This window comes from Microseira wollei NIES-4236 (genome assembly GCF_020521235.1).
Classification (GTDB): Bacteria; Cyanobacteriota; Cyanobacteriia; order Cyanobacteriales; family Aerosakkonemataceae; genus Microseira; species Microseira wollei.
The window spans coordinates 14,788-27,834 of the sequence record NZ_BLAY01000034.1 but is presented as its reverse complement, the minus strand read 5'-3'; the positions used below and the strand labels follow the sequence as shown (position 1 = coordinate 27,834).

Genomic DNA, 13,047 nt, shown 5'->3' with positions numbered 1-13,047 from the left:
ATGTCAATAGCCTTAAAAGCCTAAATCCGCTTTGGCGGATTCGGCGGCGGCGAAGACTTCGTCGTCGGATTTTTCGTCCCAGGGGGTGTCGCCGATTTCTCGATAGAAATTTTCGTCGTAGGGGCGAGTGCGGACGACGACGGGCATGGGGACGGCGTGACCTAAAATTAAGGCTTGTTGCTTGGAGTCGAGTTTAGCTAAAACGGATCGCAGGCTAAGAGCGCCGGAGACGCCGGTAAAGATGGCGTCGATGTCTTTTTCGTCGTTGAGTAGAGCGGTGATGCGAGTACCGATTTGGGACATGACTTCGTTGTCAATTCCAGAGGGACGCTGATCTACCACCAAGAGGGTGACGAAGTATTTCCGCATTTCGCGGGCGATGGTGCCGAAAATCGTTTGGCGGACAACGCTAGAATCCAGGAAGCGGTGGGCTTCTTCAATCGTGATTACGAGTTGGCGCGGGCGATGGCTAGGATTTTTCGACTGCAAGAATTTTTCGGCTTTGTGGACGTAACTGGCGTGGATGCGGCGGGATATCACGTTTGTTGCCAGCATATAAGACAGCATGTTGGATTGGGAACCAAATTCAATCACCACATGCTTCCCGGCGTTTAAAGATTCTAAAATCTGATTGATATAATTGTGGGGAGTTGCAGTTCGCATGTATTTTAGATCGTCCAAGCGCAAGAGTTTGCGTTGCAGCGCCATAATCGAGGACTTGTTACCCCGCTTTTCGTCGCAGAACATCTGGATTTCGTCGTTAGTCATACTCAGCAACTGGGTAATCCAAGATTTGCCAAACTCGTTACGCAGAATAATGGCATTTTCCAAACTGGCTTCAGAAAGATTTAACTCTTGCCGCACCAGCATGATATCTTCAACTTCCAGCTGGTCGTAGCTGAGATAAAGTTCGTGGGCATCCCGCACGCCGCGACGCTTCGTAGATTGGGGGTCGAGGGTATATACTTGCACTTGGTTGGGGAATAGCTGACGCAAGCCTTTAACAGTACTGAATTGCTTGCCTTCGCTGACGGCTTCCCAGCCATATTCCGAGTGCATGTCAAAAATCAGATTAACGGCAGCTTGCTTGCGGATAATCCCCGATAGCAGCAGGCGGGTGAGGAAAGATTTCCCCGTGCCGGATTTACCAAACACGCCATTGCTGCGTTCGACAAATCGGTCTAAATCGATACAGATGGGAACATCCATATCCAAAGGTTGACCGATGGCAAAGTTGCGACGATGGGGGTCATCTTCCCAGCCAAAAACGGCGCGGAAGTCCCGCTCGCTGGCGTCGTAAACTTGGCTGAAGTGGCTGGGAATTGTTTTAACTGGCAGCAATTGGCTATTGTCGCTACTTTGGGCTTCAAACGATGCCAGATTGGATTTTTTAGCTTGACTCGTTCCCTGGCTCCTGCCTGGTAATGCCGCTCTCCCAGGCTCTGCCTGAGGGTAACGCCCGTTGCCATTCTCTCCTATTGCTTCGTGAGGCGTAAACATCAACATGGGAGAGAGTTCGAGCGTGCCATAAGTGCCGCTACCAGCGAGAACTTCGCGCAACAAGTCGTCGTTGGGGTCTGGTGGATTGGCAATAATACGGGTGCTGGAAGTTCCTAACGATACATCGGTAAGGAGGCAGAAAAAACGCGATCGCGCGCCTTCCACGATCAAAAACTTACCCACCCGCATCTCTTCCACCGAGACATCCGGGTGCAGTCGTACTTCCAATCCCTCACTGAGGGAACCTTGAATAACCGAACCTAAGGGTTTATGTAATGTCATGAATCCAATTGGTAACCCTGTGGCCTATCTTATATCTTTGAGCGGTTCAGCGGTGATTTTGCCTTTGTAGAGAATGGGAACCCAGAATTTTTCCCATGCGCCACAAATTTGAGCAACTCCTCTGGAGGGAAGTTCGATTAATAAATATTCCATTCTTCCACAATTTTTTCTCTTTCAGAAATTTCCGCTTGAGGCAAATCTTTACCCAGTACGCATTCCATTTCACGGGAGAGAATTATCTGAGAGTTTTTGTCTAGCCTTATGTGTCGATCAACTTGCTCTTGAGTTAAAATTCCTTTGACTATATAAATTGATAATATTTCGAGTACAACCTGAAAAGCATTATAGGGTATTGATGTCAATTTAAACCCTGGAATGTGAATATATTTACCCCCATTTTTATGCTGATACATATAGCGAACAGGATTCTCATCGCGTTGGGCCGCCTCTAGATCGTTGGCAGGTTTTCGACCAGGATACACTTGAACAGCTGTTTTGAGCTTAACATCTTCAAGTTCCTTGACCCAAGGAATCCATCTAGAAATATCATATTTTATAGATGCCAGAACCTCTTTTTCAGTCCTCCCCATTATACTATCCACATTTTGCCACCATTCTGTCGGGATATTTTTTGGCACTTCATCCAAAGGAAACTCGAATTCAGCTTGGTTATAATGGGTTCCAGAAAAAATAGCTATAAAACCATATCCCACCTTAATTATTCCTCCATATTGACCTCGAATCAGTATGGTACTTGAAAAACTTTCTTCGAGTGAGGGCATCTGCAATTTAAGGGCTGGAGGAATCTTGTATAATCCATAAATTTTAAGTTTTACTAGATTTCCTTCTTTTTGTTGTTTGTCTTTTATTGATGGAATTGGTATTTCTAACCCCCTGGCATAACCCGCAATTACCGGAGCAAAATTCAGTGAATTACTGCTAGCAATTTTGAGGTAAAACCCTTGGTTATTTATGTCTATATTGTAGACTCTTTGACCGCAGTTAATTTCCCACATTTTTTGACCCGACACCACCTCAATTAATTTAATCATGTGACAAACATAATCGCCGATATTTAACACAGATTGTCTGATTTTAACTGCCCCAGCGAAAGGATTTTTTTGTTGGTCAATAAGCCAGTTATTTTTTATGTTTGGCAGCTCGTTATTCAATAAATAATTCATCCCATCTTCATCTATTATTTTTACCAGTTCTTCTGGCTGCCCCCAAAAATTTTCATCTGGATAGTTTTCTAAATGTATCTTATAAATCTTTACTAAGGAAGCAGCAACATCCTTGAAGGTCACCCCCTCTTGGTTGATGGCGGTATTTTCTTTGTCATTGGGAACCAAATAATTTATCTGACTATCTCCAAAAACATATTCGGGCATTAGCTTTCAAAATACCTTGATAAAAAAGCTGTTCTAAAGTTTTTTGATGTCCACCATAAACAAAATGATGCAAAATTCCTGTATTATTAATCGAAGCTCCTCGACTGTTAAAAGGCTTTGATTCAGCTTCAAAAATAGTTACATGAGCAATTCCTAGTCTAGCCAAAATACAGGCTATTGATACTCCCATAGCACCGGCTCCAATAATGGCTATTTTTTGTTCGTGCTGGGGGGGGATATTGAATACAGTTTGTCCCATAGGTTTCCTGTTTGATTAAATATGGCTATACCCTACTTAAATTTAATTGATAAATTAGCCAAATATTTGGCAATTTTCAAGATTACAGCAGATTGCAAGTCAGTGAGGTACAGCCCTTGGGTTTCGACCAGTGTGCGGGCACCCGCGCATGGTGCCCGCACACTGGTCGAAGGTGTACCTCATACGGCTGCAATACGCTATAAAATAATTAAAAAATATAACAGTATTATCCTGACTACTTTTCCGACTTTTCCTACTTTGTGGATGCTACAACTTTAGCTCCTCGTAACTGAGGTATTTGCTCAACGGTTGTGCCAAACAGACTAGAGTCCTTTAGCTGACAATCAATTCGGCTCGGCTCGACTCGGCGGCAATTGAGAGATATTGTTCTTGAGGCAATATTTATCAGGACTTAGGCACGCGGAGCCAAAAACCCACTGGGTCAATCTCGCTGCTCTAAACCCAAGATTTGTCGGATCGCCCTTTGTTTTTTTGCGTAAGTCCTGTTTATGATTGCCACTGCCAAAAATCGCTACTAAGCCAGCAAAAAAGTTACCATGCCTACGACTTTTGCGCCACCATCGTGTTAGTTGGGTTGACATCGCTAATAAGTTAGCTTCCTGCTGGGCGTGGTTCAAGACGAATCAGTTGTCCATTGGGTTCATCGGTGAGGATGTACAACAGACCGTCAAGACCAGTCCGCACATCTCGGACGCGCTGACCGATATTGATTGATTGCTGGCTTAAGACATTGCCTTTGTCGTCTATGTCGATGCGGCGAATATCCCGAGATACCAACCCACCGGCAAATAAATCGCCTTTCCATTGCGCGAAGCGCGAACCTGTGTAGAAGGTCAGACCCGAAGGTGCGATCGATGGTGTCCATACCAGTTTAGGGTCTACCATTCCCGGTTGCGATCGCCGGTTGGAAATTTCACCCCCAGTATATTCGCGACTGTGAGTCACTACAGGCCAGCCATAATTTTTGCCCGCTGCGGGGACGTTGAGTTCATCCCCCCCGCGCGAGCCATGTTCCGTCGCCCACACCCGATTAGTTGCCGGATCGAAGGCGAGTCCCTGGATGTTACGATGCCCGTAACTCCACACGGCTGGGTCAGCATTCGCGGATGCTACGAAAGGATTGTTCCTGGGTATGGAACCATCGTCGGCAAGGCGCACAATCTTACCGAGACGACTGCCGAGGTTTTGAGCTTGTTTGCGGATGAGGTCGCCGCCGAGTTGCAGCGGTGGGTTGCCACCATCGCCGATTGCCACCAGCATGGTATTGTCGGGTAACCAGAGAATGCGCGAGCCAAAGTGCTGTCCCCCTTGTTTGGGTTGGGAAACCTCAAAAATCACCCGCAAGTCCCGCAGCGCTTTACCATCAAATGTGGCACGGGCGATGCGGGTGCGATTGGCATCGATTGTGCCGTGGGAATAGGTGAGATAAACAAAGCGATTTTGAGCGAAGCGCGGGTGAAGCGAAACATCCATTAACCCGCCTTGGCTAACCGCTAAGACTGGGGGAACCCCTGCAATCGGTGTCGGCACCAGCGCCCCATTGCGGACGATACGCAGCCGCCCTGGTCGTTCTGTAATCAGCATCGCCCCGTCGGGCAGCCATGCTATGCTCCAGGGATGTTCTAACCCGGTTAGCACAGTAGCTTTTTGAAAGCCCTGTGCAGCGGCAACATCGTTACTAGATGCTGTAGTGGAGGCGTCGGGGGAGTTTTGCCCTATGGTACAACTTGCGATCAAAAATAGCGCGATCGCACTTCCTGCTCCTTTCATGAGGCGAGAAATTTTAGCTTTCATGAGCTATTGCTGTTGCTCTAATCTCAGCATAGCTCTTTGACAAAAACTTCTCGCCCCAGAGAGATAGATACAGCGGATTACAAATGAGTGAGGTAGAGCATTTTCGCTTTGTTTGTGTAGCGGCACCGTTAACGGTGCCGCTACACAAACAAAGGTGTACCTCATCCGAGTGCAATCCGCTGTAATCGAAACAGATTTTAGGACTTACGCAACTGTCACACTACCCGTGTTGTTTTTGAGGTTTGTAGTAGCGCTAAAGCGCCTTATTGGCGCTTTAGCGCTACTACAAACCTCGTTTAATGTGCCAGTTGCGTAAGTCCTGATTTAAGACTTTTTCAGCGAAGTTTGGCGACGGCGCCATAGTCCCGCTAGGGGTAAAAAGACAAATCCTAGCAACAAATTGGGTTCGGGAACGGATTGGGTGGGATTACCAGCGACGCGGTTACGGACAGCAACGGCAGTATCTGGATTATCGCTAAATAAACCATCAATCCCTAAGCTAAAGAATCTTTCGTATTCTCCTGCTGGATTCCCTTTGAAGTCCAATGGTAGAAAGGTATCTTCATTACGGAAAGTCCAGGCGTGGACGAGCAAATTCGCTGCATGAGCATCGGCAACTAAAGAGGTAGGTGCTAACAGTTTGCTGTTACTATCTCTGGGAATCAACAGGTTTTTGTTAGTACCTACTCCCTGAGCATATGCAGCAATTTGTGCCAAACCCGCCGGTGTCGCCAAGTCTGCATAGGTGCGAGAATCGCCACTGAGAACGAAATCATAAGGCTTGCCACTAGCGTTAAGCAATTGGACGAGGGGTAAATTGGTTTTCGTGCTTAAATCTTTCAGGTTTCCAACTTCAAAAGATTGGATAAACACAGGTGCATTCTGTCCAGAATATCCATTCGCTGTCAGAGTAGCAACAAGAGGCTCTTCCATCGATAGCCCGATGGCATCAAAATAAGAGGGATGCTTAGTTTCTGGATAGATGCCAATTGTCCGACCTGTTTCTGCACTTTTGCGCTTGGCTAAATCGATGACTTCTTGAAGGGTGGGAATTTCAAATAGTCCATCAAAGGCTGTGTTTTGGGGACGAATTTGGGGAATTCGTTCTTTGGCGCGTAGTGTTTTAAGTTCTGCTAAAGTAAAGTCTTCAGTGAACCAGCCAGTTATTGATACGCCGTCAATTACTTTGGTGGTTTTGCGGTTAGCAAACTGTGGCAGTTCAGCGACGTTTGTAGTTGCCTCGGTTATCGCACCTGTTGTGGGATTGAGGATGGCGATCGCATTTTCATGACGAGCAATCAAAACCCCGTCTTTTGTCGAAACCAGATCCGGTTCAATAAAATCAGCACCCATATCAATCGCTAACTCATAAGCTGCTAGCGTATGTTCGGGACGATAACCGCTAGCGCCTCGGTGTCCAATCACAATTGGTGGCGCACCTGTTAAAGTTGCTGCTAGCAGATCGCCAGATGGAAAAACTGCCATAGCTGCTGTGACTAGCAATAGTAATCGGGAAAAACGAAACATAGTGACACTCCTCAAATATCGGTGAATAGAACAGAGTTGATTGCGAGCAAAACTCAAACCTTTTTGGACATAAAGCTGGCGCTTACTCCCTTCCCGCTGGAAGAATTTGTATTGAATGAACCACGAAGACGCGTTAGCGAAGCGATTCGCGATAGCGAATTAGGACACGAAGGAAGAGGAAAGAAGAAGTAGATAATCTTCTAGTGGGATGGGAGTAAGTAAAGAAACCAGGTTTCTCTGAATAATTAGATATCTCACCAGAAACCCGGTTTCTCGGTTTCTCTCTCCGACTGTTGCGGGAATAGATTTAAGACTTTTTCAGCGAAGTTTGGCGACGGCGCAACAGTCCTGCTAGGGGTAAAAAGACAAATCCTAGCAACAAATTCGGTTCGGGAACCGATTGGGTGGGATTACCAGCGACGCGGTTACGGACAGCAACGGCAGTATCTGGATGATCGCTAAATACGCCATCAACCCCCAATTTAAAAAACTGTTCGTATTCCAGTTCTGGATTACCGTTGTAATCTGCGGCTAAGTATCTACTTTCGTTGCGGAAAGTATAAGGATGTACGAGTAAACCAGCAGCATGAGCATCTGTAACCAAGGAAGTGGGAGGAAGGAGTTGGTTATTGGAATTAACCGAAACAATCATCCGTTTCCAAGGACCAATTCCATCGGCATAAGTGGCAATATCAGCCAATCCTTGAGGTGTTCTTAAATCCTTGTAAGTGCGAGGATCGCCACTGACCACAAAATCATAGGGTTGAATCTCAATCAAACTGCCATCTGGGGCAACATCAAATGCATCTAACAGTTGTACCAGAGGCACATCAATCAGCGCGTTCAAGTCTTTTAAGTTGCCAACTTCAAACGACTGGATAAAGACAGGCGAATCTTTTTTATCGTAGTTGTTAGCTTTGAGGACTGCTACTAATGGTTCTTCCAAAGACAACCCAACCGAATCAAAATAAGTTGGGTGTTTAGTTTCAGGATAAATGCCAATAGTGCGACCTGTTTCAATACTTTTCCGCTTGGCTAGATCGATAATCTCTTGCAGGGTAGGAACTTCGTACAATCCATTGAAGGATTGATCCCGAAACGGGAAATTTTGTTTTGCCCGCAGAGTCTTGATTTCAGCTAATGTGAAATCTTCGGTAAACCAACCTGTTATTGAAACGCCGTCCACCACTTTGGTAGTCTTGCGATTAGCAAATTCTGGACGATTTGCTACATCGGTGGTGGCAGAAATTTCGTTTTCGTGCCGAGCAATTAAAACGCCGTCCTTTGTTGAAACTAAGTCGGGTTCAATAAAATCAGCACCCATATCAATTGCTAACTCATAAGCTGCTAGGGTATGTTCTGGTAGATAACCGCTAGCGCCTCGGTGTCCAATGACAATCGGCGGCGCACCTGTTAAAGTTGCCGCCACTGCTTCACCGACGGGTATAACTGTTAAAGCACCTGTCACTAATAACGCCAATTTGGCAAAAGGAAACATGGTAATGCACTCCAAAATTGATTGGGTATGATTTGTTTAATCTGCTCAGAGAAACCCGGTTTCTTTAGAGAAACCCGGTTTCTTTGCGTGACTTACGCTTCAGCGCGATTAGCATTCCCAAACCCACCAAACCTAAACCCGCTGCGTTACTAGATTCAGGTACAGAAGTTGCGTTAGAATTAGCAAGAGCCAGCGGTTTATCCAGTTTGATTAGAATAAATTCGCTGTTGTCCGCTTGACCGGGAGTACGACCCACACTAAATGGATAGTTATTGTCATTAATCACCAGTAGAGTTTGGTTATCAATGGGCAATACATCCTCAATTGTTACGAAGGGGAAGGTAAACCTGTTGTTGGCTGTGCCATTTCCACCAATGCCATTGGGGTCGGCAATATTTAGCAAATCGACCAGCAAGTCTTTTTGGACAAATCCGGCGCTGTCCAATTTATTAATGTCAATTTTGTAGATGCGTTTGAATTGAGCGGGATCGGTGAAAGCTGGGTTATTCGGATCGCCTTGTTTGCCGTCGCGTTCTATGACTAGGAACTCGTTGTCATTGATTGCGGTTAAATCCCCAATCGCATAATTCGGATTTTCCAACCGATAGGAAAAAGTCTTTCCCGTATATTGCTTGGTTGCCAAATCGAATTGATTAATCAACAAGCGATCGCGCTCTCGATCTGGCACTAGCGCCCCTTCCAACATGGCATAAAGTTTAGTGCCGCTGGTATTGATCGCCATGCCTTCAAATCCTCTCGAACTTGGCAGGTTTGCAGTACCCGTTAAGTTGGGATTATCCGGAGATTGAACTAAAGATTTGTCACCCAAACCTAGAAAATTTGGTAAAGGAATTGGTGCATCAATTACTTGCCCGTTAGCATCGACGTGTACTAAAAATGGGCCAAATTCATCTCCAAACCAGTAAGTATTGTCACTCACGCGGCGGAATGACTCTAAATCCAAGTCGCCTCCTGTTAGTAAGCGACCGGATTTGATCGCCGGATCTACAACGATACCATTCGGATTTGTGGCGGTTATGCTACCTGGATAAATTGCCTGGTCTGCCACAATCGGAAAGTTAATTTTGCCTGCTTTATCGTTCAGTTGGAAAAAGCTTTCGCTGGTGAAACTATCAAGCCTTTCTCCGGTTTTAAGATTAACTGGAAAAACCTGACCTGTGGTAAAATCAGGTTGTACGGCATAGAAACGCAATAGGAAATCGGGAGAGTTTCCCTTACCTCCAAAACCGTTATCTGCCATGACTAAAAACGTACCCGGTTTAGGGCCGGGTAAAACAGCAGAAAATCCCTGTATTGGTTGCTTGTTAATGAAGGGAACTGTTATACCATTGCTAGAGCCACTAATCAACTGACCTGAAGTTGGTCCAGGGGCAAACGTATTGGCGGGTAACACAGCACGCCCAACTAATTCGACTGCGATCGCTTGATAACTCACCAATATTTGAAATCCAAGCGCACACGCAATTGGCAAGCCGCCAAATAGCAATTTTGGCAGTTTCGGCATTGATATTTCTCTCCTTTTCCCTTTCTTGGTAAACCCCGGATATAGTGGATTGCCGCCGTTGATGGTACGCATTCGTTTGTATAGCGGCAGCATTTTTGCTGCCGCTATACATGTTTGTATAGCGGCAGCATTAATGCTGCCGCTATACAAACAAGCCATAAGGCTTTCCCTCACTCGAAAAGCAATCCGCTGTAAAGTTACTCACAGGGAATCAGTATTACTACAGAAGGTAACTCTAAAAACATAGTGGAACTACGTTAAGGAAAAGCTATGAAAATATAATGGGGATTTTAAGATAGCTTCTCTTCATGAAAGCTTTACAATACAGCGGGTTTTTGCGTCGAAATGTGAAGTTGGGATAAAGCGAGTAGAGGCACGGCAATCTAGATGTCTCGGATAGTTTAACAACGTATGTAATGCCGTGCCCCTACAGCTTGGATTTTGCTAATCGCTAATAGTTAATAGCTAATCCCGCTCGGTATCAGCACAGTAATTTAGCATTCTTCTTTCCATTAGCAATTAGCCATTAGCAATTAGCCGCAAAGCGCAAGATCGCTAGCAACTTAAGTTAATCTATCTGAATTGAAGTGGGGGCGGAAGGGGCGCTGGTGCTGCTGCTGGGGATGAGGGTTTTGCGATAATCGGCGTAGAGACGATCGCGCCAGTTGAAAAATGTCTCGTAAGCCATACTATCAGCAATACCGGGGATGCCTTTGCCCTTGAGGTTTTCTGGAATATCCAGATAATTTCCCTCGGGAAACTTCAGCAGCATACTCAATCCGGCGACGGCGAAATCTGCCAGGGTGGGATGATCTGCGACTAGATAGGGTCTATTCATTAATAGCAGGCAGAGGGCTTCTAGATCTTGCTTGATGTCCTCGGTAGCCGATTGTACGACATCGGGGCCGTAGCCAATGCCAAAACCCAGGATGTTCACCAATTCGCTGGGGACGGAACCGACTAAAATTTTGAGTACATCGGGTGTAGCTGAGGGTAACAGCGCGGTGCGGAGACTCAAGCTTTGACTCAATGCGCCATATAGTACTTTACGGCTTTTTACCCCGATCGACTCGTCTGCCCATTCTTCCATCAGCAAGCAGACTCCGCGCAGTTGGGGATCTGCGGGGATGAGGGGAGGGTCTGGGTATTTGCGATCGAGGTATTTGGCGATCGCTGTCGAATCAGCTATTACCTCGTTACCGTCTTTTAGCACCGGCACCTTTCTCTGACCCGACATTTTGAAAATATCTAACTGTCCAATCCCTGGCGTCACCTCAATTTTACGGTATGCCAGCCCCTTGTAATCCAGAATCAGCCGTACTTTTTCCGAGTATTGTGACAATTCAAATTGGTATAACTCTAACATTCGCGTCTCCCTAACAAGTTGATTGAAATACCTTTACTGGCTCACCGTTTAAAGTTTAATCCATCTCTTACGCTTTAAGCCGGTTTTCTTTTTGCTAGCGTTGCGTTTAACCTTGTTAAAGATTGCATATTCTATAATTAAATCTACAATCTCAAATCTCAAATCTACAATAATTTTAAGTTTAAGTGCTACCCTGACAATTCCCCTGGGTATTAATGTTGCAATTGATACTTACAAACTAAGAAACCCCCAGATTGGATTGAGGGTTTCTTAACGGGATCGTAAAAGAGCAGCGACCTTTTTATCATTAAGCGCTTTGGCGGGTCAACAAACCCCAGATAAAAAGGACAACGATCGCACCCAGGACGGCAAAAAGAATACTAGGTATGGTCAAGGCTGCCACTGAAGCTCCTGCACTCGTCCCGAACAAGACGCGACCCAGCCAGCCTCCTACCAATGCGCCCAAAATACCCAAAACGATAGTTGCCAGAATACCGCCGCCTTGATGACCGGGGTAGATAGCTTTAGCGATCGCTCCCGCAATTAGTCCTAAAACAATCCAAGCAATAGCGTCAACAACTGTCATGGTATTCACTCCGATTTATTCGCTCGTTTTTTACCTAACTTTGTCTAAATTAACAAACCGGCTAAAATGCTGACCTCTATCAGAAGGAATAGCCAAAAGGTACAGATGATACTTAAGAACTTAAAGGTTTCAGAACTTACGCAAAGAAACCGGGTTTCTTGAAAAAGAAACCCGGTTTCTAGGAGCCAATCGCTATCAAAGATTTGTGCGGAAGCCACAACTGTTTGAGCAGCCAAATTTTCCCATTTTTCTACCAATTCACCCAGTAATTCCAGAAAATGTTACTTTTTCCCCTCCTGGGGGGATGACTCGAATTTGCCCAAACTATTACTTTTTGTAAATAAATATTAAAATACATAAAGGCTGCCGACATTCAGGTGAAGGGACAGCGCTCAAGGAGCCACGACCAACTGCTAGAGGGTGCAGTCGGGGTTTTGACCCGATTGGCGTCCTCTAGCGGGAAAACGAGTTCTTTTTGTTTGCACAAAGCGAGGTTTTTAATGCTTGTTCAAAATCGCACCCGTTTGCTGAAACTGATGCCCTACCTTTTAGGAGTGTTGGGAGCGAGTGTCCTCATCGGCGTTCCAGGAGAAGCGCAGGTAAAGAACCACTGTTCTAGTGGTACTCAAGCCACTACAGTATCGGAACGTACAAGTCAAAATACCCCAGGGCAAAATATTGTCACCATAGCGTCTGGTAATGCTTCGTTCAGCACGCTGACAAAAGCTGTGCAAGCAGCTGGATTGGCTGAAACCCTGTCTGGAGAAGGGCCATTTACCGTTTTTGCTCCCACAGATGCCGCATTTGGGGCACTGGAGCGTCAGCGTCCGGGTATTTTGCAACAATTGTTGCAGCCGCAGAACAGGGACACGCTGGTGAAGATTTTGACCTATCACGTGGTTCCGGGGCGGGTTCTTTCCAGTAATTTAAGATCTGGAGAAGTCAACACCGTTGAAAAAGGTGCGGTTAACGTTCAAGTTAGCGGTAATCGAGTCACGGTGAATAATGCCAGAGTCACCCAGGCAGATATCAATGCCAGCAACGGCGTTATCCACGTAATTGACAAGGTTCTATTGCCTCCCGATTTGCGGCTTTAATCGCGAGTAATAGAATTGACTTCTCCCCCATCTAAAAAAGGGGGATTCTAAGAGGATGCGAATAGGCGGGTTAAAACACCGTCTCTTCGCATCCTCTTATAGTTACAGAGAAAAATCCTTGATGGCGCAGCTCATTTCGCCCTACAGACCTTGACCAGATCTAGTTCAAAACCAGATGAAATGGCAGACACTGACATTAGT

11 protein-coding genes are annotated in these 13,047 nt (G+C 45.8%); 1 reads left to right on the top strand and 10 read right to left on the bottom strand.

The genetic code is table 11. The annotated features are described in order from the left end of the window. Positions 1-12 precede the first annotated feature (12 nt). From MiSe_RS13130 to MiSe_RS13090, 10 genes are all read right to left on the bottom strand, one after another. Positions 13-1,782, bottom strand: a complete 1,770-nt coding sequence (locus tag MiSe_RS13130; RefSeq protein WP_226579888.1) for a helicase HerA domain-containing protein — start codon at positions 1,780-1,782, stop codon at positions 13-15. A gap of 24 nt (positions 1,783-1,806) precedes the next feature. After that, positions 1,807-1,935, bottom strand: a complete 129-nt coding sequence (locus tag MiSe_RS50900) for a hypothetical protein (RefSeq protein ID WP_264196480.1) — start codon at positions 1,933-1,935, stop codon at positions 1,807-1,809. After that, the gene (locus MiSe_RS13125; protein ID WP_226579885.1) at positions 1,920-3,173 is read right to left on the bottom strand and encodes a hypothetical protein; all 1,254 of its coding nucleotides are present in this window, start codon (positions 3,171-3,173) and stop codon (positions 1,920-1,922) included. The genes MiSe_RS50900 and MiSe_RS13125 overlap by 16 nt, the downstream gene beginning before the upstream one ends. After that, complete coding sequence (locus tag MiSe_RS13120) at positions 3,148-3,432, bottom strand: FAD-dependent oxidoreductase (protein ID WP_226579882.1); 285 nt, start codon at positions 3,430-3,432, stop codon at positions 3,148-3,150. Before MiSe_RS13120 ends, MiSe_RS13125 begins: the two co-directional genes overlap by 26 nt. Positions 3,433-4,044: 612 nt before the next feature. Continuing rightward, the gene (locus tag MiSe_RS13115) at positions 4,045-5,247 is read right to left on the bottom strand and encodes a PQQ-dependent sugar dehydrogenase (RefSeq protein WP_226579879.1); all 1,203 of its coding nucleotides are present in this window, start codon (positions 5,245-5,247) and stop codon (positions 4,045-4,047) included. Positions 5,248-5,571: 324 nt separating this feature from the next. Then, positions 5,572-6,774, bottom strand: coding sequence for a glycerophosphodiester phosphodiesterase (locus tag MiSe_RS13110; protein WP_226579876.1), 1,203 nt, complete (start codon positions 6,772-6,774; stop codon positions 5,572-5,574). A 307-nt stretch (positions 6,775-7,081) separates the two neighbouring features. Beyond that, positions 7,082-8,272, bottom strand: coding sequence for a glycerophosphodiester phosphodiesterase (locus MiSe_RS13105; RefSeq protein ID WP_226579873.1), 1,191 nt, complete (start codon positions 8,270-8,272; stop codon positions 7,082-7,084). A 64-nt stretch (positions 8,273-8,336) separates the two neighbouring features. Then, on the bottom strand, positions 8,337-9,797 hold the full coding sequence (locus MiSe_RS13100) for an esterase-like activity of phytase family protein (RefSeq protein WP_226579870.1): 1,461 nt from the start codon (positions 9,795-9,797) through the stop codon (positions 8,337-8,339). Positions 9,798-10,365: 568 nt separating this feature from the next. Then, positions 10,366-11,163 (bottom strand): glutathione S-transferase family protein, encoded by a 798-nt coding sequence (locus MiSe_RS13095; protein WP_226579867.1) that lies wholly within the window; start codon positions 11,161-11,163, stop codon positions 10,366-10,368. A 307-nt stretch (positions 11,164-11,470) separates the two neighbouring features. Continuing rightward, positions 11,471-11,749, bottom strand: coding sequence for a GlsB/YeaQ/YmgE family stress response membrane protein (locus MiSe_RS13090; RefSeq protein ID WP_226579864.1), 279 nt, complete (start codon positions 11,747-11,749; stop codon positions 11,471-11,473). A gap of 500 nt (positions 11,750-12,249) precedes the next feature. On the opposite strand from MiSe_RS13090, the gene MiSe_RS13085 reads away from it, so the two are divergent. Then, positions 12,250-12,846, top strand: a complete 597-nt coding sequence (locus MiSe_RS13085; protein ID WP_226579862.1) for a fasciclin domain-containing protein — start codon at positions 12,250-12,252, stop codon at positions 12,844-12,846. The last annotated feature ends 201 nt before the right edge of the window (positions 12,847-13,047 follow it).